The following is a 23,748-nucleotide window of genomic DNA, read 5'->3' as shown; positions in this document are numbered from 1 at the left end:
GGTGAGGAGTTGTGATTCCATCAAAAGAAATTCTTAAAACGTGGCGTAAATTTGATGATTTTCCGATGGAAACCTTGACGAAGGCTTGGTATTTTCATAAAGGAGCATCCATCAAACAAAGAGAAGTATCTCTCATGAAAGAACACAGAAACCAGTACGGGATTACAGGGAATTGCTTTGATCTTGCCATCTGGTTACTGGATGAGTTTAGGCAAGACGGGATTACAGCTTTTCCGATCGGTTCTCAATTTCACACAGAACACGCACATGTGGCCGTTGTTGCGCTGGACGATCAAGGCAATCGTTTTTTATGCGATTTAGGTGACCAATGGCTGAGACCTTTATTGGTTGAAACCCAAAGGGAAGATTACACAAAAGATAGATTGAGAGGTTTTTTTCCAGGAGCTGAGATTCAAGTCCAACCTGAAAATAACGATACGGTGGAAATACTCTATCATCGGCCAAATGGTAAAACTTCTAAACAAGTATTTGATCTTAATCCAATTGAAATGAATGATTTTTTGCGCGGAGCAGAGTATTCACAGAATCTTATTGGCTCAAAACCTCTATTTGAATGCAGGGTTCCTCATAACGGGGAGACCGCTCACTGGGAATTTTACAATTGGGAGAGTTTCTTAAGCACCAACGACGGGTTACATAAAGAGGATCAAACAGAGGCGATCAGTCATTGGGTGGATGTAATCCATCAAAAGGCGAACTATAACAAGGGATTTTTGTTTGATGCTTTAAGTAAATATAAGAAATAGGAGCAGCTATCTTATCTAGGATAGCTGTTTTTCTTATCATGAAACTATCATTTGGTTGTTATGGGAAAATATACTAATTGTAGGTATGATGAAATAGGATGATAGAAATACAATTTATCGGAGGTCATGATTATGGCGATGCCAACACATATTGTAGCAGTAGGCGGACTTGTTGAGGATAATAACGGAAACATTTTATTGGTAAAAACACATCATAACGGCTGGGTGTTTCCAGGCGGGCAGGTTGAAGCGGGAGAAAACTTAATGGATGCTCTCGTTCGAGAAGTGAAAGAAGAGAGCGGAATCGACGTCACCGTTTCACATTTAACTGGCGTATATTCAAACACAGCGCAATACAAATGGCACGATGGCGTAACAGACATTCCGACGAAAGTGATGTTCGACTTTGTTTGTAAGCCAGTGGGAGGAGAACTTAGCAAGTCAGACGAAACAACGGACAGCCGCTGGGTGGCAAAAGATGAAGTGCTCGACATGCTTACAGGTGAAGCGTACCACACACGTTATCTGGATTACTTGAACAAAGATGGACAAGTTCACTATAAGGAATATGTTACGAAGCCGGATTTTGAGATAAAGCTGGAAAGAAGGGTATAGAAGGACAAGGGTAGCAACGAGCTGAATCATCTAATTATTTGGTGTTAGACTTAATCGGCTCTCGTTTAGACTTAATTAAGGCAGATTTAGGCTTAATTGTTGACGATTTAGACTTAATGGATTAACGACAAACCTATGAGTGATAAGTAAAAACAACGCAGTAACGACTAAAGGAGGGCTACATGCTCATTTCATCTCTTGATTCAACAAATCTGACACGAGAACAGATAACAAACTTGTTATTTACCAACTTATCTGATGATGGAGAGTGTGGCGACTGCATACTCGTGTTCGGAGGTAAGAGTATGTACCGAATAAAAAAGGCTGCGGACTTATTTTTAGCAAATCGAGCACCTTTTATCTTGGTATCCGGCTCATCAGCCAGGTGGGATAAAGAAATTACTGAGGCCGAATGGATGAAAGAGCATCTCGTTAGGATGGGAGTGCCAGAGGATAAGATTATCTTAGAACAAGAAGCGACTAACACCACGGAAAACGTGATTGGCTCAGCCTATGTTTTACAAAGAAAGTTTGGTCTGCAGAACATAAACAGAATGCTGGTCGTGAGTTCACCCTATCACATGAAACGATGTTCACTAACGCTCAAAACGTATATGCCCAACTGGATTCAGTACACATACTGTTCAGATGACAGACCGTATGGACAAAGGGATAATTGGTGGAAAGAGTCTACTGAAGAGAGTAGAGTGTTGAATGAAGTATCTTCTCTTATCAAATATGTCCGAGCGGGGATCCTTGAAGATGTGGGTTTCTCATTCGAAATTTAATAGATTATAAATCCGGATTAAAGAATATTAATCTAAAGAATTGATAACTTACGATAATCATGGTCACCAGAAGAATAAAGTATAGTGGGCGTAATGTTTTGGTTCTTCTTACCATAGCCCATATACAACCTACGATGATCAATACGAACGCAATCGCTACAAACCACATGCTTAACGGTCTATCCAAAAACTCCATTATTATCATCACCTTTCAAGGGTATAGTCTTTTACCCGAAATTTGTATATCTTTAACAAGGAAGTATGATCCCTGGAAAGAAGTAGCGAACTTCTCTATTTTTTTAATAAAGACTCTGGTAAAGTTCGTTGTTAATATTTGCTTAAACCGAACATGGAGGAATAGTTATGTGGGTAATATTAGGGGTTATTGCAATAGTAGTAACGTTTATAAATCTTTATATGTATACAGCAGGAAAGGATTATAAGCTTGCTATGGCGATGGGATTATCATTTACAGCATTAACACTTTGTGCAGATTACAGTTATGTATCTCGGTGGGTAAAAGTGGAAGATTGGGCAGCTTTATCGGATGTAGTACCTGGTATGGCAAGGGCATTATGGTTTTTGACAATTGTTTCTATCTTACTAAATATAGCACCTATATTTTTAGAACGAAATAAGAAATAATGACAGACAAAGATAACTTTGCTTGTGAACGTTAATTAAAATAATGCTCAGGGACACTTAATCAGTGATCCTTGAGCATTTTTTGCTTTACCATGAAAAAATAAAATTAGTAAGCGGGCGATCCCATCGTCAACTTTCCGTTTTCTAAATCGATTGAAAACCACCATCCTGAACGAGGTGATTTTTTGGCAGAGTCATCCGCTTCAATACAAGCGATCTGCTTGCCGTTTAAATACCAAAACTGATAATGCTCTGGAGGTGGTGTCTTAAATTTGAGACATCCTTCCAAATCAAATCCATACAAATAGTCAGTTTTTAGTGAATCTCTCGTTAAAACTAATACTCTATTTTCTTTTGAAAAAACATGAACGGTTTCTACTTTTCCCAACAATTCTTCTATGTTACTTTTCACGGTTTGCGAATCTTTATCGTATGCAAAATGAAAGAAATCATCTATTCCAAAGAACATCATTTCATCTCCAATGCCAGAATATATTTACTTTATTATAAACCAAGTTGAAATACATCAGAAAAGTTAGAATGCAATAGGTATCGTTATTTTGCAGGGATTAAGCATCTCTATATAGAAGATGGAGACATAAGTTGTTGCGAGGGAGACAGTTGAATGAAAGAAACATTTACAATGTTTTGGGATAGACTGCTTAGTTACGTGAATCCCGTTTGGGAAAGGATGCAACACAACAAAGATAAGATCTATTATGTCGTTATTATGCTATTTTTTATTGTTGGAGTTATTTATGCTGTAAAAGGATATTACTATCATCAATCATTAGCAGCTGTTAAAGATGGTCATGATCTTATGGGGAGAATTTTCAGCCCTTTTATACTTGCTGTCTTAAGATTTGTCCTAGTCATGTTATTAGGCATTTTTGTAGCTATGAACTTAATAGCAAATCCGCTCAAGCGTATAAAAGTCATGCAGTTTGAAGTGGAATTTGCAGAACTAGCAAAGGTTCAAGAAAAACAGCTAAACCAATTCCATTTTATCTCGAGTGTATTAAGACAAAACGATTACTTTATAAAGAAATTTAAGAACTCTGATGATATTCCCTATGAACCCGTTTTAAGGGAGTTGCTTATGAAATATGAAGAGTTCTTTGACACTGAACTCCAAATAAGCCTCTCAACTCAAGTCTTAGAATACCAGGAACAAAAAGATTCTTTCTTGTCTCCAGAGTATAATCGATTGACCACCTTACTTATGGATGAACTGGATTCAGGAGCCCTCACAAAAATTCACACAAGAAAGAAAATGTTCGGTGAAACTCACTTTATGCTTGCTGCTAGAAGAGAATTAGTTGGCGATTACATAGTGTTAATAGAAAGTAAAGATCACATTTTTACGGATTACGATAAAGAAGTGCTGAATGGTATTTTCGAATATAGCAAAATTATTACAGATAGCATTATGCTATTGTCTGTAAACGAACTTGATTCAGATGAGCTTAATCTATTAAAAGAGACTATAAACGCACCAGAGGATGATAAGTACTAGACATGTCTAACCGTTTGCACCTGCTTGAAAATGGGTATAAAATGTATACAAAGGAGTGTTGAAGAATGAAGGCTTTATCAAAACCTGCTCCGCAAATGATAGGAAAACCTACAAAAAAAACAAAGCTAACTAAAGAACAATATAGAGATCTATTATTACGCAGCTATGCGGAAAATGATAACTTTGAATTTGATATTAATAAAGTAAAGGTGTCTAAAAATGATCCTGTTGTTAGTACGGTTAACAATATTTTGACATCTATGAAATGAAAAAAGCCCTATATTCTAGGGCTTTTTTTTATCGGTATTAGAGAAGGGGCTAGATGTTTGATCGTCTCCATGGGGGAAGAAAAAGTAATCTTTTCTATCTTGAAATCTGAGTGTTCAAAATGACTCAGTCGTTTTAAAAGTTGTTCTTTATATTGATTTTTTGTAAGTTTCATTGCCAACACCTCTATATTTTGATACCTAATCTTATGTAGATAGCATGGTCAGTATTCTATATTTTTAAAACAAGCCTTCTTGCTTAAACTCCCAATTAGTAGAATTGTGTAAGGCTGTTTTAACTTTGGTGCTCTTAAGTGTTTTGTGCGAAGCTTATTAAGAAATCCCATTCTTTTGGATTTTCCACAATAGATCCTCAGGTTTGTCCTTTTCAAGAAATGTCAGTCGATAAACGTTTTTATAATCCTTATCCGCAAACTCAACTTTATGATTTAGTTTCCAAACAAGACTGCCATAAGCACTAAAAAGATCCTGTTCTAACCTGTTTTCAACAGAGAAGAGCTTTTCAGTATTAATGACATCTCCATTTCTTTTCTTTATCTCCAAATAAACATCAATACTCTTTACCTCATGATGACAAAGTATGGTGCACATGTATTTTCGATTAGGGCTGCTCTTCTTCAAAAGGGGATAGATGTTTTCATATTTTGTCTTTTTAATCGTGTTATATATTTCTTCAAAAACAGTCAGATCCCAGCCCAGTTCTTGAGCAGCTAGCTTCATTCCACTATGTACAATATCGAGTGCGTGTTCTTTCTTTTCCAGATCAGAGGGATTCACTAAAATGGCTTCAACATCTGTCTCAACATAAACAGGTAAGTAGTTAAATGTGATAGGATCATATGCATCGATTTGCTCTTTGTGTTCCATACTCTTAATACAAAAAATCTGAATCCCCTTATATTCTTTTCCGTTTAGTTTTTTGGGCAATAGGCGGCTATATAAAAAAGCGATACATCTTGTTTCATGAAAAAACGTCCAGTTTAATTTCCTGTTCTTTGGAACATACAATTCAATATCTTTAATAATCATGTCCAATCTCCCTTTAAAAATGTCCTGCGTTTGTATGAAGAATTCCGTTTATCTCTATCTTATAATCCCTAGTAATATTACTCTATTAAAATGTTTTCTTTAGCAGGTAATGAACTCACTTCATTGAACTTATACATCAAGCAGTAAAACGATTGGAGGTATTAGAATGACAGAAAATTATCCAGTTATTGAAAATGCTCAACCTTTCTATTTCGAAGGGAACAACGTGGGGATATTGATCTCACATGGTTTTACAGGTTCAACACAAAGTATGCGTCCACTTGGTGAAGCCTACGCTAAAGCGGGTTATACGGTTTGCGGGCCGAGGCTTAAAGGACATGGTACTCATTATGAAGATATGGAAAAGACTACTTATAACGATTGGATTGCTTCTGTTGAAGAAGGTTATCATTGGCTCAAAGAGCGTTGCGACACGATTTTTGTTACGGGTCTCTCTATGGGAGGTACACTCGCGTTATACTTAGCAGAAAAATATCCAGATATCCTAGCCATTATCCCAATTAATGCAGCGATTGAAATTCCAGACTTGGAAGCTATGCAACAATCGAATGACAGGTTTTTAGATGCAATTGGATCTGATTTAAAAAATCCCGAAGTAACTGAATTAGCATATGACAAAACCCCGGTGCAATCAGTAGGAGAGATTGTAAAGCTAATGAAAAACGTAAAAAACAATCTCCACTCTATCACTTGTCCTGCGTTAATTTTGGTTTCAACAGAAGATCATGTTGTACCGCCAAATAACTCTAAAGTCATTTATGATTCGATTGCATCTTCTGAAAAAGAGATCTTGCAATTGAAGAACAGCTATCACGTCGCTACCCTCGATTACGATCAGCAACTCATTATTGATAAATCACTGCTATTTATTGAAGAGATTCTTAATAGAGCAAAAGTTTAAGCATGAAAAAAATCTCCTAAAAGCTAGCATCCTCTCATGTTTAAGTGAGAGGATGTATTTACGTTTCACTGATATTTTTATTCTATGGTAATTTAGTCATCTCTTCGTCCTAAAGTAGAGTTTTCGGCGTTTTATTAGCGAAACTAATTACATTTCTTATCGTAAGCAAAAATAAGAGAGTAGGAGGAGAATTCAATGATTAAACAAATACTATCAAGTTTTATGGTTGGGCTGGTAAGGGTTGATACTATCATTGATACTTCAACGTTCATACCCGGTGAATTTGTATATGGGGAAGTCATTCTCTATGGCGGAAATAAGCCTAAAAGGATTGAAAGAATAAAGCATTCTCTTGTAAAGACATATAATTTTGGAAATGAAAACATTCATTATCCGTTCTTTAGTTATGAGATTGTTGTAGGTAAAGAAATAGCAAAGGATGAAGAAAGGCGTATTGCCTTTCATTTTAAGCTGCCTGAAAATCTTCCAATTCCTCTTTATGAAAAAGAACTTTGGCTGAAAACAGATGTAGAGATACCTAAAACATTAGATCCTGAAGACAAAGACTATGTTCAAGTAAAGATGCATCCTTTCATGGAATCTTGTATGAAGACATTTCAGGATGAATTAGAGTTTTCAGCAAATGTCCGAGAAGCCTTGATGGATAAACAGATTATAAAAATTGATAAGAAAGAATTTGCATCGGTCTTGAACGCGAGACAACACATGTTTTTACAATCGGTAAGATTTAAGCCGACGCATATTTATAAAGATAAGTATGAAAGAATTGAGATTTTCTTTGATATCACAACTGAGTCCATAGATCTCTATATGTACGTAATTTTTAAATCAGCCTTTAGTAAAATCAATAGCAACCCTCTAAACTATGTTCTATTAAAACTTCCTAAAGAGATTAGTCATGACCAAAGTGAAGTATCCAAGAGATTAAAGCATTTTTAGAGAATTTAAAGAAAACCGATATTAAAGACTATGTATATTAGCAGGCGTCTGAGGTATCCTATATGGCATCATAAAAAATACTCAGGGATACACAACCCTGAGTATTTTTGCTTTTTTTTGGTTCTTTTGCTTTACACACCCGCACTATTTCTCAGGAATTTCACACCCGTCATCATCACAAATCGCTCCGTTTTGATCGTTCAAAACAGTAATTTGATCCTCCGCAATAACCTTATTCAATGCTTGAACAAATACCTCAGTTGGCTGTGCGCCAGTTAAGGCGTATTTCTTATTCAGAAGGAAGAACGGTACGCCTGTAATGCCAAGCTGCTGTCCGGTTTGTTCATCAGCACGAACAACGTCTGCCATCTCATCACTTGCGAGCATTCTTGCCACTTCATCTCGATTCAGTCCAACTTCTGCTGCAAGTTCTGTTAAGGTTTCATGATCTCCAATATGCTTCGATTCAGTAAAGTACGCGTGCAGAATACGCTCGGTCATCTCTTTCATTTTACCGTGCTTTTTAGCAAACATCGTTACACGGTGTGCATCAAAAGTATTGGTTAAAATCATCGTATCAAACTGAAAATCTAACCCGACTTGTTTTGCCGTTTGAACCATGTTCTGAGTGTTGGCTTTCGCGGTATCTAAACTCATCCCATATTTTTTAGCTAGCTTTTCGTAAATATTTTCTTTTACATCACGTTCCAATGTAGGATCCAATTCAAAGCAGCGATACGTTACCTCGATCGGATGGTCAATCTGTTTGATAGCGTCCTCCAGACGCTTTTTGCCAATATAGCAGAATGGTCAAGCGAAGTCTGTCCACATTTCAATATGCAACATCGTCAATCCCTCCAAAACTTGTTATCTTCTATAGTATAGAAGGTAAGCGGGAAATTTACACGTGGTTTGATTGTGGGACTCCGATCACATGGAAGAAAAAGGATTAAACGAGTGACGAAAAGAATAATTATTAAGTCGAGATCTATTTCCTAAATTCAGCTCGATTGTGAGCTATAGAGATTACATGAAGGAGAAACTTCCATGAAAAAATGGGTGAAATACAATATAACCATATCACTGCTAGTGGTAGGTGTATTTTTATTTGGTAGATTTTATGAGCCATTACCTGTAAAGTTCGTTTCTAAAAAAGAAGTATTGATGTTGGTAAATCAAGCGAATGGAAAAATCGTTAAAATACCTTCGTATTATCAGGGTTATCAATGGTATATCTCAACAAAGGAAAAAGCGGATGAAAACCTTATGCAATTAATGAAAGTTAAAGGATGGTCCTTCGTAAAAAAAGACGAAGCCTCATATTTTTTCGAAGGTGTTCAGGGTAATATCTCTGTTATCAGTCAGGTCTGGAATGAAAAATATATCATTTTTCATTTTCCAGAAGGGATCTGATTTATTGTTATTCAGAAGTGAATCTTACCAATCTTTATTTAGCTTCACATATTGTTAAACTAATATATTTTAAAAAGACAAAGCCTCTTTGCTAAAAATAACTTTTACGGTTAAACAATAGGGTGCCTATCTGTAACAGGGTAAGCGCCATTTTTGCGTCCACCCAGCCATCATGAAACTTAAGAAAGTCTTAAGATTTTTGCTAGGTAATTGTAAAGGAATGCCGTGTAGAATGAAGGTAATTTCAAATATATACCATGCTATAATGCAGAAGGGAGAGTGAGAAACATGAATGAGTTTTCAGTGCTGGTTGTAGATGATGAGAAAGAGATACGAGACGCTATTGAAATCTATTTGAAAAACGAAGGGTTAACCGTCGTGCAGGCAAGAGACGGAATTGAAGCGATTGAGATGCTCGATACGCACCAAATCCATCTGATTGTAATGGACGTTATGATGCCAAGATTAGATGGCATCTCCACCACATTTAAAATACGCGAACAAAAAAATATCCCCATCATCATACTAAGTGCAAAGAGTGAAGATACCGATAAAGTGCTGGGGCTGCAGATTGGGGCCGATGATTATGTGACAAAGCCCTTCAATCCATTGGAGCTGATTGCCCGCGTGAAGTCTCAGCTTCGGAGATACGTCACACTTGGTACATATGAAGGAAAAACGGAGCTGATCAATCTAAACGGACTGACACTCGATAAGGATGCAAAGGAAGTTGCAGTTAATGGTGAATCTGTAAAATTAACGCCGATTGAATATAAGATCGTGGAGCTGTTGATGTGTAATCCAGGAAGAGTTTTTTCCATAACAGACATTTACGAGCGGGTATGGAAAGAACCGAGTTATAATGCGGAAAATACAGTTGCCGTTCATATTCGTAAAATCAGAGAGAAGATTGAGATTGACCCGAAAAATCCGAGGTATTTAAAGGTGGTATGGGGAATTGGATACAAGATGGAAAAGTAGAACAAAAATAACGGTGTGGATTGTGTTGTTGACCATTGGACTTAGCGGCATTCTATCCATCTTAGACAATGTCCATTGGTACGTGAATAAAGATTATTTTCATACAGAAGATTTCGACATGCAGTTGAATGAATACATCGAATACATTTCTGTTGCCGATATCAATCATACTTCTGAACAAGAATTGAAGAGCAACATTAAGGTGACAAAAGAAGATATTGAGGAGCATCGTACGCGCTATGGCACTTTATCCGATCAAGTCTCGAACCTAAGAGATCAGTATCAGGGAAGAATTGATGATGCTAAAGCGGCAGACAATGAAAATGTAGTAAAGCTCTATGAAGAAGAAAGAGATCAGAAGATTAACGATATTATGGAAAACTTTAAGAGCGATGAACATGTTAAAGCGAAGCTAATGAAAGAAAAGGAAAAGCAAATTGACGAATTTCTTAACGAAAGAGAGAATTTCATCGCTAATTACGATACGAACTTGCTGAGTTTTGATTACTATCTGGAAGATGTGAAAACAGGAGAAGTGTTTACAAATGTTAAGAATGCCAATCGTGCGAAAGATCTAGAGAAGTCATCTAATCTGTTTACGAAACACTATTCCTCATCAGAAAATGGTTCACTACAGATAAATGGTCATTATACATTTTTAGATTATCCTGAGAACGAATTAGTAGCTCCAAAACCAAGATTGCTTCAAGGCGTTATTACGATACCCAATTCCGCTTCTACAGGAAACTGGATCACAGAGCAAAAAAATGACTTTGAAAACAGACAAACTTTCTTTTATGCAACGTCTATCATCAGTTTGTTAGCTATTGTACTTTTGTTGTTATGGGCCAAAAAGATGCATCCTTTACAGGTGATTGCGGCTTCTGAAAAACGAAATCTATATAAAGCCATTCCAATCGATATGAAGCTTGGGGTTCTGTTGCTTTCTATTTTCTTCATGATCGTTGCCCTTTTTGCGAATGCACAGAATTATGTTTACTTTTCGTATATGTACAGTAGCGGAATCATCGAATTTCTGTTCGCGGTTCTTATGACAGGGATAACACTTGTACAACTCGTATGGATCTATCGTGAGGTTGGCCAGAAACAATTGTATAAAGAAGCATTTCTGTTAAAAATGTCACGCTGGTTTTACCGATTAGGATCAGAAGCATTTTACAACAGAAGTGTCGGAATTCAGATTCTGCTGCTTCTTATCGTGATCTTTTTATCCGGATTTGGTGCTGGGGTTGTGTTCATGTATCCTATCCATTTCCCGCTCTATGCTATTTTGTTTATAGTTTTCACCATACCGGTTCTGATTTATCTTTTTAAACGAATCGGATACCTTAACCGAATCATTCAGCATTCCAAAGAGCTTGCAGCAGGACAAATGGAACAAGATCTGCCTCACAAGGGGAATTCAGCATTAGCAATGCTCGCTGGAAACCTGAATGCATTGAAACACGGTGTGAAAACCTCAAAACGAGCAGAGGCAAAAAGTGAACGATTAAAAACCGAGCTGATTACAAACGTAAGTCATGATCTGCGTACACCGTTAACTTCAATCATCACATATACAGAGCTCATGAAATCACAAGAATTAACGAAAGAAGACCATGATGCGTATTTGGAAATCATTGACCGGAAATCAAAACGATTGAAGATCTTGATCGATGATTTGTTTGAAGTATCAAAAATGGCAAGCGGCAATCTTGAACTCACAAAACAACGGGTAGATATCGTGCAGCTGCTTCAGCAGGCGATGGCCGAATACAACGAAACGATCAAAGAATCTTCGTTAGTTTTTCGAACTTCAGAACCTGCTAAACCACTTTTCGCGTATGTGGATGGACAGAAGATGTGGCGCGTATTTGATAATCTAATAGGGAACGTTCTAAAATATTCGATGGACAACACAAGAGTCTATGTTTCGGTGGCACCTGTTAACCAGAAAGTGCAAATCTCTTTTAAAAATGTTTCGAAATACGAACTTGGCGGAAACATTGAAGAATTGTTTGAACGGTTCAAACGAGGTGATACGTCGCGCCATACAGACGGATCAGGCTTAGGCCTTGCCATTGCAAAATCCATCGTTGACCTTCACGAAGGAACATTGGATATTGACGTAGATGGCGACTTGTTTAAAGTCACGATTGAACTGGATGCGATGGAATCATGAAAGTGAACAGAAAGCTGTTTATAGGCCTAACCATCGTACTGTATAGCATATTTGGGTTTGCAGAGGATGCGGGAAGTCCTCATGTGAAAGAAAAGAGCCACATTCCACAAATCTCTGAGACTACTAGCAAATAAATAGTTTCCATGATTGGTGCATTTCTTCATAAAGGAGAAGTGCACTTTTTTTATTGAGTTAAAGATGCCTTTACACGCTGCGAATGTTAATATCTGTGAAAAATATTTAATGATTTTAACAGTTTTAATTACAAAGTTTATGTTCGTTTTTGTGTAGAAATGGTACAATAGTAGGTAGAAATTTCTAAATTATATTTTAAATAGGAGTGAACACTATGGCTTTAACCTTGGAAAAGGATTATATTGATTTTTTCACAAATAACAGAGCAGAGTTCCAAGAATCATTATTAAGTGAAGCCCGAAATGTTCGTGGAAAAATTGAAGAAATACTATTGATCGGTAACATTGATTTATTATCCAATGCTCATAAACTTGTAATGTACACCATACAAGGAAAAGACAGTGAATTAGAAGAATTTGCAAAAATAGAAGGTGTTTCGTGGGCATCACATAGCCTCACGCTAGCATTCAAACTTGAATGGGTACAAGCCATCCGAAGAACCATCTGGAAATATCTGCAGGAATTCAATAAAAGAAATCACATTGAAGTAGAAGCTGAAGGTTTCTTTAACACGGAAAAAGAAATTAATGACCGCATTGATAAATTTTTAAACCAATTATTCTTAAGTTATTCCGAGTACAAAGATAAATTGATCGAGTCTCAGAAAGCACTCGTTGAAAATCTTTCTGTTCCCATTATTCCGATCACATCAACAGTTTGTGTTCTTCCTCTAATAGGAAATATTGATACATATCGAACAGACACAATTGAAGAGAAAGTACTTATGGAAATCAGCAGACTTCGCATCGGAACGTTAGTCATCGATTTATCTGGTATTGCTCAAATGGAGACAGAAGTGATTGAACACCTGATGAAAGTAATCGAAGGTGCGAACATGATGGGCTGTGAGTGTGTCATTACAGGTCTGCGTCCAGAGATTGTACGCAAAGTAACAAGCATCGGATTAACCTTTGAAAGTAAAGCGAAGACAAAAGCTACTCTTCAGCAAGCTTTAGAAGATTATATTAGATAGTAAAACCATACTAATTTCTATAATGATAATGATAAACTCGCAACGTAATTCGTTGCGAATTTTTTGGTTCTAAGGGTTTGGTGGATGGGTGCATTATTTAAGAAAAAAATGTTTGCTACATAAGTGAGGTGTGACATGAAAAAATATAAAAAAATGTTAATTGCAATTCATGAAAAAGATTTTAATTGCTTTTCAAACAAAGGAGACTGGCTTTTTATTGCCAATCACAAAGATACAAAAAAAGGGCTTTTTCGATTGCCGAACTATATCCATTTCTTTGTATCAGTCAATGAGCAACGTATGCCCTCTGAGATTGGCGTGGTAAAGAATATAAAAGATGGCATCACAGCAAAAGAACTAGCCGAACTGGACTATAAAAGCAGAAAAAAAGACTTGAAGCTTCTTACTGATAAAGCGATCAAAGAATATGATTGGTTTTTAGAAAAAGTAAATGCTCAGCCTGAACATACGCCAATGGCTGTAACTTGGCTTGAAAAAACATTCCCTAGAAAAGAGAAAGAAATGAGGGTGCATAAAAAGTTCTTTACAGGTTTAACAAAAGAGGAAAAGAAAGAACTGTTTGAAAGCTAATTCTAGTAATTATTAATCGAGTGCGTTGATCCAGGAAGCATTAACGCTCCTTTTTATTGAACAAACGTAGCATGATGGTTTTAAATGAATTCAAAAGAATACCCAAATGATGTTTATAATCAAATGTTCATACCCCGTTTGCATGCAGCTTGCAATAAAGCCAACCGCTGCTAACGTGTAAAAAATAGTAATATATATGCATAGTTTTGATGTCGGCCCATTTTTATACTAAGGATAAGGAGGAGAGATTATGTCTGATAACTGGAACTTTTATATGGATGAGTTGGAAGAACACTTGGCTTCATTTGTTGTAGATCTGGACGTTACGGAAGAAGTAAATATCAAAAAATATAAATGGTTATATTCAGTAAGTATTGTCATCAAAAAACCAACAGAGCTAGGTTTCCCTGAGGAACAAGAAGATGAAATTATTGGTGAGTGGGAATATGATCTGATGGAAAGGTTGAATGATGAAGATATCATTCAAGTCGGACGGCTCACTACGAACGGCACACGTGAATTCTTTTATTATGCTAAAAAAGAGAAACATTCCAAAATTATCGAGCAACATGCACTAGCTATCTTTGAAAAGAATGGATACAAAACGGAAATTTCATATATTGAAGAAGAGGAACCCTGGTCATTTTATTATGAATTCCTATACCCAAACACCTATCAATTTCAACATATGTCAAACCGTGAATTAGTAGAGGTGCTAGAAAACGAGAAAGATCATCTAGAAGAACCTCGGAAGATTGAACATTGGATAGAGTTTGAAAGCTTGAATGCTTTAAAAGCATTTGAACAAGACATCCAAAAAGAAGGCTTCAAGACAGAATACGTAGAACAGGAAAAGAACGAAGATGGTACATACAGCATCACCATTTCGCGTGAAGATGGTGTGGATTATCCCTTAATTGACGATGTGACTGATTTAATTATAGAAATCGCACAAAACCATAATGGTGAATATGACGGATGGGAATCTCCGGTTATTTTAAGTAAGAGGGGATAATAAAGAATGACGGATGTTACAGAAGGATACATATGCAGCTGCTGCGGAAAATATCATGATGAACTACCTTTTAACTATGGCAGCCCTGCACCTATTTATTACGAAGAAGCTACAAAAAGAGAACGTAAAAAGCGTTTTGAAATAAGTGATGATCTATGTGTCATGGATGGGGAACACTTCTTTATACGAGGCTGTATTGAGATACCCGTCAAAGGATCAGATGAACCCTTCGTTTGGGGTGTATGGGTCTCACTCAGCGAGGAGAATTTTGAACTCACTTTAGAGCATTGGGATGATCCTGAAAGTGAAAAGCTAGAGCCTATGTTTGGATGGTTATCCACTGCACTCCCATTGTATCCTGATACGATTAATCTAAAAACTTATGTGCATACCCGTTCTGTTGATTTACGCCCATATATAGAGCTCGAGCCTACAGATCACCCACTTTCTATCGAACAAAGACAAGGGATTACGATTGATCGGGTTAAAGAAATTGCTCAATGGTTTTGTAAGCATAAGTAGATTTAATTTCTAGACTTTTTATTGAATTATTATATTCTCAGCCACCAGTCGTTAATTCAAAAGGATTAACGCATATTTTTATTTACAAGTATTGAAATAAACAAACTAGAAATATAGGAGGTAAGAGATATGAAGATCAACAGAATAGATCATGTGAGTATAAACGTAAACAATCTTTCAGAGGCTAAAGCGTTTTTTCTTGATTTAGGACTTGAAGTGAAAGCGGAATGGGAAATGGAAGGAGAACAGCTGGACAGAATTGTAGGGCTTAAAGGTGTTAAAACGGCATGTGTAGGGTTGGGGATGCCAGATGGTCAAGTCTGGATCGAGCTAGTTAAATTTTATTCTCCATCAGATGAAAGGGAAACTCAGCAACCTTTTGCAAATACGCTGGGGATCCGACATATTTGCTTTGCTGTTGAAGATATTGAAGCGATTGTTGCGAACTTGAAAAGCAAGGGCACGGAAATCTTTAGTGAGATCGAGCAATATGAAGATCGTTATAAGTTATGCTATGTTCGTGGTCCAGAAGGGATTATTTTAGAACTGGCGGAAAAAATCAGATAAATAATGAACGGGACGTAAAATGTTTTAGAACTCCAACTTAAAAAAGAGGGTGAATATCATTATTGTTAGAAAGGCAATGATAAGCGACTCAAAAGAAATCTTAAGATTATCCTTACAACTAGGGTATGAAGTTCTAGAATCTGAAATTTTGAAACGGCTAGATAAATTGTTGGTAAGTGATGATAATGAAGTTTTCGTTATGGAACTTGATACTAATAAAATTGCTGGTTGGGTTCATGTACATGGTAGACATTTAATTGAGGCACACCCATTCGCAGAAATTGGCGGGCTAGTAGTAGATCATAATCATCGCCGAAAAGGTATCGGAGAAAAACTAATGCGAAAATGTGAAGATTGGGCAAGGAAAATGGGTTACCAAGAGATACGTTTAAGATCTGGTGGTCAGAGAAAAGAAGCTCATAAATTTTACAAAAGAATTGGTTATAAAAACATTAAGTGGCAGGAAGTATTTTCTATAGAATTGAATGATTAGTGTATTCAACAAACGGGGTTTATTAAGCAAATACAGCATATCAGGGTTGTCATAACAGAGAATTGGAGGATGTACATAATGACTACAAGCAAACCAGTCGACGAATTATCCATTAAAGACTTAAAAGAACATCCTATATGGGAATGGGTAATAGACGAAGAAGAAAATGAAGAACAAGATGAAACGTGGGTAAGACCTTCTGAAACCAAGAACTTTACAAAAGAGTTAAACGGTTCAATTGTATTAGGGGAATTAACTACTCATAATGGTGATGTATATCCTATGATGTGCAACCTTGATATTGAAGACGACGAAGCATCGATTAGTTCAGTTGTTTTTTATAAAGAAAAGCTAGATGAATACTTTGCATTAGAAGATATGATTAAAGAAATTAACTACCCTTTATCGGTTAACATTCGTCTTACAATCAATGGGCAACCTCAATCTTTGATTTTCACGGCAAACAAAGTAGATATTTATAAGAATACGATAAAAGCAGATTTGAATTAATTAAACGGATGAGTTTATTGATAATTAGCTGCTAAATTAGAATAGAAGTAAGCTAAACACTTTTTCCGCAATGAGGTGCATATAAGGAAGTAGAGGAGGCCTTTCAGGAAGGGTCTTTTTTTATTGCACCTTAAGAAATTCAATAAAAAACAATGAAAATAAACCAGTATTAATCAATAAATAAATAATATTAATATTAAAATTAAAAATATTGATAATTTATATTCACTTTTATAATTATGTTGTATATAATCAAATTAAGTTAAAAAAGAAAGGAATCTGATATGGCACATCCTTTACTTACGAATTGTCCTGTTTGTACTGAAACACTCAAGATTACGAAACTGCATTGCTCTCATTGCCAAACGACGATTGAGAACGAATTTGAGTTATCTAAGTTTGCATCGCTAACGAAAGAGCAGCTTCATTTCGTGGAAGTCTTTCTCGTATGCAGAGGCAATATTAAAGAAGTTGAAAAAGAACTGGGGATCTCATACCCAACTGTTAGAGGCAAGCTGAACGACATTGCATCTTCACTAGGTTACGAACAAAAAAAGAAAAATGAAGTAGACGAGAAGAAGATTGTCATGATGCTTGAACGTGGAGAAATTTCTGCAGATGATGCAATCAAAATGTTAAAAGACGAATAGGAGGAATGTGAAATGAAAACTGAGATTGAAAAAGTGCTAACTATGGTTCAAGAAGGAAAGATCGACACGGAAAAGGGATCTGAATTAATTCAAGTTCTAAAAGAAAAGGAAAACACAACATCTGTTAAACCGGTAAACCTTCCTGCTAGTTACAGCGAGAAAACGTTAAAGATCCGAGTGGTATCGGCTGAAAGTGACAACGTCAATGTAAACTTACCGATTAAACTAGTAAAACTTGTTTTAGCAGCGGGTCACAACATTGCTTCGAAAATTCCACAATCTGAGCAGTATGTAAAAGATATTAATATTGATTTGATTTTAGAAGCCATCGATCATGAACTGGACGGCAAGATTGTTGATGTGAAATCTGCAAACGGTGATACCGTATCTGTCGTTATTGAGTAGGAGACACAGCCTATGTTACATGTGAGTGTGAAAACAAAAGGGGCGAAGTTCTCCATACCTGTTCCATATATTCTTTTAAACATCTGTACGTCAATTATCACTTCCAAAATGCTCATTCGACACGCAAACAAATGGTCAAAGCCTCACCTAGAGCAGAAAAACATATCCTTTACCATTCCCTCAATAGATAAATCAGAACTAAAACGTATTATAAAAGAGCTGAAAAAGCATAGAGGTCTAGAAATCGTAAATGTAAAAGCCCAAGATGGAACCGAAGTGATTGTTAGGTTATAAAAGTTTGGTAGGGTTATTACATGTCATAAGAAAACGACCAGACATGATCTGGTCGTTATCGTCTTATTTCTGATCTGCCGGATACACCAATCCAACTTGTTTGCGCGCTTCATCCATGATCTTCATCACAGCGAGTGAATTACGATGGGAGTTCACCTTTGACTCCAGCTCGCCACGCTCGATCAATTCAATAAATTCTTTCGCTTCGTAATACATCTTCGGCTTGTCTTGCTGTACTGTAATGTCTTCTGTACGTCCATCACGATAACGGATCTCGATCTTCGTCATGTCCTGAATGTGGTCGATTAGAATGCTTCCGTTTTCGCCTTGAATTTCAGACGGTACGTAAGAGTTTGAGATCTTCGAATACATCACAACCGCTTCTTTGTCATTGTAGTTTAAGAGGATGCTGCCTTCACCGTCTACTCCTGATTCCAGCAAGTAGGCATTGGCTTTCACAGATTCAGGCTCTCCAAAAAGAACAACCATCGGGTACAGACAATAGATGCCGATATCCATTAGTGACCCGTTTGAGAATTCTGGTCTGAAAGCGTTCAATATCGTTCCTTCCTTATACTTATCATAACGGGAAGAGTACTGACACGAGTTCGCAAAATAACGGCGGACTGTTCCAATCTTATGTAGGTTTTCCTGAATGCTCTTAAAGTTCGGTGTCACGGTGGAACGCATCGCTTCCATCAATAACACGTTGTTTTCTTTTGCGACAGAGATCATTTTTTCAACTTCAGCAGCGTTCGACGCAATTGGCTTCTCACAGATCACGTGCTTGCCATGCTTCATGAGAATAATCGCTTGGTCGGCATGAAACGAGTTCGGGCTCGCAATGTAGACGGCATCAATAACAGAGCTTGCTGCCATTTCCTCCACATCGGTAAACGTGTGCTCTGCGCCATTTTTCTCAGCAAATTCCTTCGCTTTTTCTTCTGTACGAGAGTAAACAGCACTTAATGTAAAACTTTCCACTTCACGGGCTGCAGAAATAAAGCTTTCTGTAATCCAGTTTGTTCCGATCACTCCAAAATTCAACATTCAACATCCTTTCCCATCTGTAGGCAAAAGCCTGCAGCTTTCATAGTATGTATTCTACTCCTATAGTCATGTTTTAGACAAATAATGAGGACTGTCGCACTATTTTTGTTGAAAAAGGTTTCTTAAGATAATATACGGGGTAAAGATAGAACAAAACCTGGTAAGGAGGGATGAGTTATGCTTACTATGACAAACCATGAACAGCTAACAACAAAGCCTTTAGATTTGCCAGTACCACGATTCGTGCTAAAAGAACAATCACTCGTTGATCAAGAAAAACGTAAACCAGAATTCGAACTTACGTCGTTGAATCCGAAATAATAGACACTATACATGAAGAAAGCGAAGATCTTAGGGGATCTTCGCTTTTTTGTGCTGTATTATTTTTGTATGGATTGTCTACGTGAAGAAGCCTTTCCTCTTTTCCTTGGCTTATCGGCATTGTTCCATGCACCGCTTCTCTTTTTGCCACTGACCTGGGCAAGTGCTAGGAACATGAGCGAGCATGTCAGGCTAATCATGAATGGGGTAGTGTGCATACTTTTGTTTTTTCCTAACCACTCCGCGACGATATCTCCGCTAAAGCGGCCTGTAAGAAGACCGGTTGGAATGAGTAGCACCATTGATATTCCAAATATGATGTATGCGATGAGCCTTTGGTTCTCCTGCTTTCTTAACAATGTAATAAAACGAGGTCCGATGAAAAAGAGAAAGAATGTCAAAAACCACACGCCCCATAAAAACACCCACACCCATACATATTGATTTGCTTTCAGCCCTGGTACTAGACACAACAAAGAAGTTACGACATCCGTGACCGTTATATAAGTCGCTATGAGTTTTTTTGAATAATTCCTTTTTTTGATTCTTTGGGACACGTAGATTGCGTAAAAAAGTAATATGATATTCGTTATGACGTAAAGCGATATGTAGAATAGTGTGACGGGGCCGACCATAACACCAAATAGACCAAAAAACAGAGGGGAAAATAATAGCACATAAGGTTCACTAGGATGGGTCTTCTTCATCGTTGTCCTCCCAATAATAGTAGATACATATACTTTACCACGTAGTTCGCTAGCTCAAAACAGATAAAGAGATTCCGATGCCGTTTACAATTCCATGAATGATGATGCTCGCGATGATAGAACCTGTTTTCTCATACACCCAGCAAAAGACGAGGCCAGATGCGAAGTTAACAGGGAGTGTGTTATAGGTTGGAATGTGCACAATCATGAAAATGAAAGAACTTAGGATCATCGCATTCCAAACACCGTATCTTCTAAACCATGTATACAGAAATCCACGATAGAAGATCTCTTCATAAATCGGTGACACGACGCTTGCTGACAGAAATCCAATCATAAAGGTAAAGGGTGTGAGGTCTGCTTTCAAGCTATCGGTCTTGCTGTTGCTTGATCCGATCGAAAGAAGATCCATTACAACAACAATCATGATACTTATGATGATGAGGAGAATTGTCCAGATCATGATGGTTTTCCACGACTGCCGTGTGAGTGGCTGTATACCTACTGCTTTCCAATCTAAGTTATTTTCTTTTAAGGCAACAAGATAAACACCTGCAGTAAAAACGATCGACATGCAGAAGCCTGTTAACGTTCCAGCGTATAACGAGTTGTCAAACCGCTTTAGCAATTGATCGTACAGCAAATTTTCAAGTAAGATTGGCACCCCGATTAAACACAATCCTAGTAAGAGTAAGAGTTCTTTCCACGTCCATCTATTTTCTGTTGTAACGTTCATATCATTGTTCCTCCAGTTGTTATAATATGTTAATTGTAGAGGGTGACGTAACGTAACCTGCAAGAGAAAAAAGGAGATTGATTCAAAATGACTTTACTTTCAATAGGAAGCGTTGCCAAACAATACAACCTTTCACTTCGGACGATGAGGTACTACGATCAGATCGGCCTGCTAACACCAAGTGTGAAGAGTGAGAGCGGTGCACGATTTTATTCGAGTGAAGACGTACACACCCTTCAAAAAATTACATTGATGAAATCCATCTCACTGCCGCTTAATGAAATAAAAAAGATGATCGATAACATAACAATGAAAGAAATTCTAGCTGCTCAAAGAAAAGAGCTTCAAGAAAAGCTTTCACATGTAAATGAAGCGGTTGAAAAAACAAACACCCTTCTGCATGTGTTGGAACTTCAAGGAGAACTGGATTGGGAAGAGCTTCTGTCTTTCATAAAAGCGAACGAAAATACGAAACGGCAAAACAAAAAGAAAACGTGGGACGAGCTGTTTTCTGGTGAAGAGCAGGAACTTCTTCAAGAAACCATGCCTAAGATGGAAGAGGCGAGTGCTGCAAAATGGATCAACATCATCAAACGAATGGAGATCTGTATCAAAAAAGACACAGAGCCTTCATCAGAAGAAGGGCAGTTAATCGCGTCTGATGTCTTGCTGTTATCACATGAAATGTTTAAAGGAGATGCCGAGTTAGAGGAGAAATTTTGGAATGCGCGGAAATCGGAGGACGCCTCACAATCGTTAGCATTATATCCTGTTGATCAGCAAGTACTGGAATTTTTAGAGAAAGCAATCATAGAATACGAGATTTCAAAATCTGTATATAAATTATAAAATTGTAAAACTTTGGTTTACTCTCATGGTGATAGGGTATCAAGAAATATATACGAAAATTATCCATGAGGTGAAGAGATGAAGAGAATTGCTTTGTTGTTTGCAGCACTGTGCTTGATGCTTTTAGGATGTAATTTGTTGATGGAAGATGACTTTAACGCATATTTAGATGATCGCAATAAGCTGATCAATAAAGAAATCAAAGCTTTTGAAGAAGCGAAAGAGAATTTTGCAGCGATGATGGAAGACCCGAACGCCAAAGCACAGGTAGAGAAAAGCATCGAGAAGTATGAAGCGTTAGTAAAAGAAGCGGAGAGCATGAACTTTGATAAGCTGGAAGACTTGAGTAAGTCTCAGGAAAACTTCATAAAAGCGATTCAGTCGAATGCAGAAGGATTGAAACTGAGTTTGTCTGCTTTTGAAAAGCAAGATACAGCACTCGATGAGGAGTCGTATGCGAAATTCATAGAAGCGCAAGACTTTGGGAAGAAAAGCGAAACAGAACTAGAGAAGTTCGCAGAAGACAATAATTTCACGTTAGAAGAAACGAAAACAAATGAATGATTTTAAGAAAAGAGCTGAAAGAGAATCAGCTCTTTTTTAGTGTCTAAAACTAACCTTTTCTGGCTTGTTGTTTCGCTTCCTGGATGATGGTGAACAGATATAAGCCACCATGACCACCAGCAACACCAATTGGGAGAACAATGTAAGGGGTAAATGCACGGTCGTGATAACCGAACATGTACAGAATGCCATAACAGATGACCATTGTGATAACGCCAAACACTAATTTAATGATAAATGCTTTCAAAACAGTAGCTCCTTCAACCTTAATGAGTGCATTCATTTTAACATACCTTTTCTTGCAGGATATACAGTCTTTTTACCGAACGAAATGAATAGAAAAAGGAGTGGTGAATCTTGCCTTATTGTAAAGTCGAGAAAGCAAACATGTATTATGAAGAAATCGGATCTGGAACACCAATCGTGATAATTCATGGATTCACGCTAGACCACCGTGCGATGAAAGGATGTATGGAGCCCGTCTTCCAAGAAAGGGAAGGATACAGAAGAATTTATATAGACCTTCCTGGAATGGGTCAGACCAAAGATTATGATGAAGTCGCCAATACAGATGATATGCTGCAGACTGTTATTGAATGTATTAATTCGTTATTGCCAAAGCAATCATTTTTGATTGCAGGCTATTCTTATGGTGGATATCTGACAAGGGGCGTCATCGCGAAAATGGGTGAACTTGTTTTAGGCGCAGCGTTTATTTGCCCGGTCATTATAGCTGAAAAGACAAAACGAACCCTTCCGGAGCACGAGGTTATACATAGAGATGAAGCGTTTGTAGCAACTCTTAACACAGAAGAGAATGATTTCTTTGAGAACAATTTCGTGGTGTTAAATGAAAACAATTGGAATAGAGCGATGGATGAACTTGTGGTAGGGATGGAAGCTGCGGATCAAGCATTTCTTGAAAAAATTCAGAATGCTTATGGCTATTCTTATGAAGTAGATGAAGGGACTTTCCATGGACCTAGTTTGTTTTTGGTAGGGAGACAAGACAATGTAGTAGGCTATAAGGATGCGTTTGATGTACTCGATAAATATCCTAGAGCTTCATTCTCATTATTGGATACGGCAGGGCATAATTTGCAGATTGAGCAGGTTGAGCTTTTTAATGTGCATTTTGTTGAGTGGCTTCATCGAACCATTGTGCATTGTAAGACTTTTAATAAATTGAACGCTTAAACGA

32 protein-coding genes are annotated in these 23,748 nt (G+C 37.2%); 25 read left to right on the top strand and 7 right to left on the bottom strand.

Annotation, left to right across the window (positions count from 1 at the left end; all coding sequences use genetic code 11):
- Positions 1 to 11 precede the first annotated feature (11 nt).
- The 4 genes from QUF49_RS14575 (at position 12) to QUF49_RS14560 (ending at position 2,815) form a co-directional block, all read left to right on the top strand.
- Positions 12 to 767: a hypothetical protein gene (locus tag QUF49_RS14575; RefSeq protein WP_289496368.1), complete on the top strand. Its 756-nt coding sequence runs from the start codon at positions 12 to 14 to the stop codon at positions 765 to 767.
- Between the two features lie 132 nt (positions 768 to 899).
- Positions 900 to 1,382, top strand: a complete 483-nt coding sequence (locus tag QUF49_RS14570) for an NUDIX hydrolase (protein ID WP_289496367.1) — start codon at positions 900 to 902, stop codon at positions 1,380 to 1,382.
- Between the two features lie 182 nt (positions 1,383 to 1,564).
- Complete coding sequence (locus QUF49_RS14565; RefSeq protein ID WP_289496366.1) at positions 1,565 to 2,170, top strand: YdcF family protein; 606 nt, start codon at positions 1,565 to 1,567, stop codon at positions 2,168 to 2,170.
- A gap of 363 nt (positions 2,171 to 2,533) precedes the next feature.
- Entirely contained in the window at positions 2,534 to 2,815 is a 282-nt protein-coding gene (locus tag QUF49_RS14560) for a hypothetical protein (RefSeq protein ID WP_289496365.1), read from the top strand.
- A 106-nt stretch (positions 2,816 to 2,921) separates the two neighbouring features.
- On the opposite strand, the gene QUF49_RS14555 is transcribed toward QUF49_RS14560, so the two are convergent.
- A complete protein-coding gene (locus tag QUF49_RS14555) occupies positions 2,922 to 3,284 on the bottom strand; it encodes a hypothetical protein (protein WP_289496364.1) in 363 nt (120 codons plus the stop codon).
- A gap of 156 nt (positions 3,285 to 3,440) precedes the next feature.
- Here QUF49_RS14555 and QUF49_RS14550 point away from each other — a divergent pair, with 156 nt between their 5' ends.
- Together QUF49_RS14550 and QUF49_RS14545 are read left to right on the top strand one after the other, a co-directional pair.
- Complete coding sequence (locus tag QUF49_RS14550) at positions 3,441 to 4,331, top strand: hypothetical protein (protein ID WP_289496363.1); 891 nt, start codon at positions 3,441 to 3,443, stop codon at positions 4,329 to 4,331.
- A 65-nt stretch (positions 4,332 to 4,396) separates the two neighbouring features.
- Positions 4,397 to 4,600 (top strand): hypothetical protein, encoded by a 204-nt coding sequence (locus QUF49_RS14545; RefSeq protein ID WP_289496362.1) that lies wholly within the window; start codon positions 4,397 to 4,399, stop codon positions 4,598 to 4,600.
- Between the two features lie 330 nt (positions 4,601 to 4,930).
- Here QUF49_RS14545 and QUF49_RS14540 read toward each other — a convergent pair whose 3' ends face one another.
- Positions 4,931 to 5,647 (bottom strand): hypothetical protein, encoded by a 717-nt coding sequence (locus QUF49_RS14540; RefSeq protein ID WP_289496361.1) that lies wholly within the window; start codon positions 5,645 to 5,647, stop codon positions 4,931 to 4,933.
- Positions 5,648 to 5,813: 166 nt separating this feature from the next.
- Between QUF49_RS14540 and QUF49_RS14535 the strand changes: the two genes are divergently transcribed.
- Together QUF49_RS14535 and QUF49_RS14530 are read left to right on the top strand one after the other, a co-directional pair.
- On the top strand, positions 5,814 to 6,569 hold the full coding sequence (locus tag QUF49_RS14535; RefSeq protein ID WP_289496360.1) for an alpha/beta hydrolase: 756 nt from the start codon (positions 5,814 to 5,816) through the stop codon (positions 6,567 to 6,569).
- 195 nt (positions 6,570 to 6,764) lie between these two features.
- Complete coding sequence (locus tag QUF49_RS14530; RefSeq protein WP_289496359.1) at positions 6,765 to 7,529, top strand: sporulation protein; 765 nt, start codon at positions 6,765 to 6,767, stop codon at positions 7,527 to 7,529.
- 144 nt (positions 7,530 to 7,673) lie between these two features.
- Here QUF49_RS14530 and QUF49_RS14525 read toward each other — a convergent pair whose 3' ends face one another.
- Positions 7,674 to 8,327, bottom strand: coding sequence for a DsbA family oxidoreductase (locus QUF49_RS14525; protein ID WP_289497668.1), 654 nt, complete (start codon positions 8,325 to 8,327; stop codon positions 7,674 to 7,676).
- A gap of 249 nt (positions 8,328 to 8,576) precedes the next feature.
- Between QUF49_RS14525 and QUF49_RS14520 the strand changes: the two genes are divergently transcribed.
- The 13 genes from QUF49_RS14520 (at position 8,577) to QUF49_RS14460 (ending at position 18,320) form a co-directional block, all read left to right on the top strand.
- Complete coding sequence (locus QUF49_RS14520; RefSeq protein WP_289496358.1) at positions 8,577 to 8,942, top strand: hypothetical protein; 366 nt, start codon at positions 8,577 to 8,579, stop codon at positions 8,940 to 8,942.
- A 288-nt stretch (positions 8,943 to 9,230) separates the two neighbouring features.
- Positions 9,231 to 9,923 (top strand): response regulator transcription factor, encoded by a 693-nt coding sequence (locus tag QUF49_RS14515; RefSeq protein WP_289496357.1) that lies wholly within the window; start codon positions 9,231 to 9,233, stop codon positions 9,921 to 9,923.
- Positions 9,901 to 12,105, top strand: a complete 2,205-nt coding sequence (locus tag QUF49_RS14510; RefSeq protein WP_289496356.1) for a sensor histidine kinase — start codon at positions 9,901 to 9,903, stop codon at positions 12,103 to 12,105. The genes QUF49_RS14515 and QUF49_RS14510 overlap by 23 nt, the downstream gene beginning before the upstream one ends.
- Before the next feature lie 349 nt (positions 12,106 to 12,454).
- The gene (locus QUF49_RS14505; protein ID WP_289496354.1) at positions 12,455 to 13,273 is read left to right on the top strand and encodes an STAS domain-containing protein; all 819 of its coding nucleotides are present in this window, start codon (positions 12,455 to 12,457) and stop codon (positions 13,271 to 13,273) included.
- 135 nt (positions 13,274 to 13,408) lie between these two features.
- Positions 13,409 to 13,864: a hypothetical protein gene (locus QUF49_RS14500; protein ID WP_289496353.1), complete on the top strand. Its 456-nt coding sequence runs from the start codon at positions 13,409 to 13,411 to the stop codon at positions 13,862 to 13,864.
- 250 nt (positions 13,865 to 14,114) lie between these two features.
- The gene (locus tag QUF49_RS14495) at positions 14,115 to 14,879 is read left to right on the top strand and encodes a DUF695 domain-containing protein (protein ID WP_289496352.1); all 765 of its coding nucleotides are present in this window, start codon (positions 14,115 to 14,117) and stop codon (positions 14,877 to 14,879) included.
- A gap of 6 nt (positions 14,880 to 14,885) precedes the next feature.
- On the top strand, positions 14,886 to 15,401 hold the full coding sequence (locus QUF49_RS14490; RefSeq protein WP_289496351.1) for a DUF2199 domain-containing protein: 516 nt from the start codon (positions 14,886 to 14,888) through the stop codon (positions 15,399 to 15,401).
- 129 nt (positions 15,402 to 15,530) lie between these two features.
- Positions 15,531 to 15,968, top strand: a complete 438-nt coding sequence (locus QUF49_RS14485) for a VOC family protein (RefSeq protein ID WP_289496350.1) — start codon at positions 15,531 to 15,533, stop codon at positions 15,966 to 15,968.
- A 49-nt stretch (positions 15,969 to 16,017) separates the two neighbouring features.
- Positions 16,018 to 16,461 carry a GNAT family N-acetyltransferase gene (locus QUF49_RS14480; protein WP_289496349.1) on the top strand — a complete coding sequence of 148 codons (444 nt, stop codon included), beginning with the start codon at positions 16,018 to 16,020 and terminating at the stop codon, positions 16,459 to 16,461.
- Between the two features lie 78 nt (positions 16,462 to 16,539).
- Positions 16,540 to 16,971 (top strand): hypothetical protein, encoded by a 432-nt coding sequence (locus QUF49_RS14475; RefSeq protein WP_289496348.1) that lies wholly within the window; start codon positions 16,540 to 16,542, stop codon positions 16,969 to 16,971.
- A gap of 284 nt (positions 16,972 to 17,255) precedes the next feature.
- Positions 17,256 to 17,621, top strand: a complete 366-nt coding sequence (locus QUF49_RS14470) for a DUF2089 domain-containing protein (protein ID WP_289496347.1) — start codon at positions 17,256 to 17,258, stop codon at positions 17,619 to 17,621.
- A gap of 12 nt (positions 17,622 to 17,633) precedes the next feature.
- Positions 17,634 to 18,026, top strand: coding sequence for an SHOCT-like domain-containing protein (locus QUF49_RS14465; protein WP_289496346.1), 393 nt, complete (start codon positions 17,634 to 17,636; stop codon positions 18,024 to 18,026).
- A 12-nt stretch (positions 18,027 to 18,038) separates the two neighbouring features.
- The gene (locus QUF49_RS14460) at positions 18,039 to 18,320 is read left to right on the top strand and encodes a hypothetical protein (RefSeq protein ID WP_289496345.1); all 282 of its coding nucleotides are present in this window, start codon (positions 18,039 to 18,041) and stop codon (positions 18,318 to 18,320) included.
- Between the two features lie 63 nt (positions 18,321 to 18,383).
- Here QUF49_RS14460 and QUF49_RS14455 read toward each other — a convergent pair whose 3' ends face one another.
- Positions 18,384 to 19,370: a Gfo/Idh/MocA family protein gene (locus QUF49_RS14455; protein WP_289496344.1), complete on the bottom strand. Its 987-nt coding sequence runs from the start codon at positions 19,368 to 19,370 to the stop codon at positions 18,384 to 18,386.
- 177 nt (positions 19,371 to 19,547) lie between these two features.
- On the opposite strand from QUF49_RS14455, the gene QUF49_RS14450 reads away from it, so the two are divergent.
- On the top strand, positions 19,548 to 19,691 hold the full coding sequence (locus QUF49_RS14450) for a hypothetical protein (protein WP_289496343.1): 144 nt from the start codon (positions 19,548 to 19,550) through the stop codon (positions 19,689 to 19,691).
- 59 nt (positions 19,692 to 19,750) lie between these two features.
- Here the strand turns inward: QUF49_RS14450 and QUF49_RS14445 are convergent, their stop codons facing one another.
- Together QUF49_RS14445 and QUF49_RS14440 are read right to left on the bottom strand one after the other, a co-directional pair.
- Positions 19,751 to 20,398 (bottom strand): hypothetical protein, encoded by a 648-nt coding sequence (locus QUF49_RS14445; protein WP_289496341.1) that lies wholly within the window; start codon positions 20,396 to 20,398, stop codon positions 19,751 to 19,753.
- A 49-nt stretch (positions 20,399 to 20,447) separates the two neighbouring features.
- Positions 20,448 to 21,134: a CPBP family intramembrane glutamic endopeptidase gene (locus QUF49_RS14440; RefSeq protein WP_289496340.1), complete on the bottom strand. Its 687-nt coding sequence runs from the start codon at positions 21,132 to 21,134 to the stop codon at positions 20,448 to 20,450.
- Between the two features lie 87 nt (positions 21,135 to 21,221).
- On the opposite strand from QUF49_RS14440, the gene QUF49_RS14435 reads away from it, so the two are divergent.
- Entirely contained in the window at positions 21,222 to 21,983 is a 762-nt protein-coding gene (locus tag QUF49_RS14435) for a MerR family transcriptional regulator (protein ID WP_289496339.1), read from the top strand.
- A gap of 78 nt (positions 21,984 to 22,061) precedes the next feature.
- On the top strand, positions 22,062 to 22,547 hold the full coding sequence (locus tag QUF49_RS14430; RefSeq protein ID WP_289496338.1) for a hypothetical protein: 486 nt from the start codon (positions 22,062 to 22,064) through the stop codon (positions 22,545 to 22,547).
- A 49-nt stretch (positions 22,548 to 22,596) separates the two neighbouring features.
- On the opposite strand, the gene QUF49_RS14425 is transcribed toward QUF49_RS14430, so the two are convergent.
- Complete coding sequence (locus QUF49_RS14425) at positions 22,597 to 22,830, bottom strand: hypothetical protein (protein WP_289496337.1); 234 nt, start codon at positions 22,828 to 22,830, stop codon at positions 22,597 to 22,599.
- A gap of 74 nt (positions 22,831 to 22,904) precedes the next feature.
- Here QUF49_RS14425 and QUF49_RS14420 point away from each other — a divergent pair, with 74 nt between their 5' ends.
- Complete coding sequence (locus QUF49_RS14420) at positions 22,905 to 23,744, top strand: alpha/beta fold hydrolase (protein WP_289496336.1); 840 nt, start codon at positions 22,905 to 22,907, stop codon at positions 23,742 to 23,744.
- Positions 23,745 to 23,748: the final 4 nt, after the last annotated feature.

This window comes from Fictibacillus sp. b24 (assembly GCF_030348825.1).
GTDB lineage: Bacteria > Bacillota > Bacilli > Bacillales > Fictibacillaceae > Fictibacillus.
Note: the sequence above shows the minus strand (reverse complement) of the source record. Positions and strands in the feature narration are given on the sequence as shown.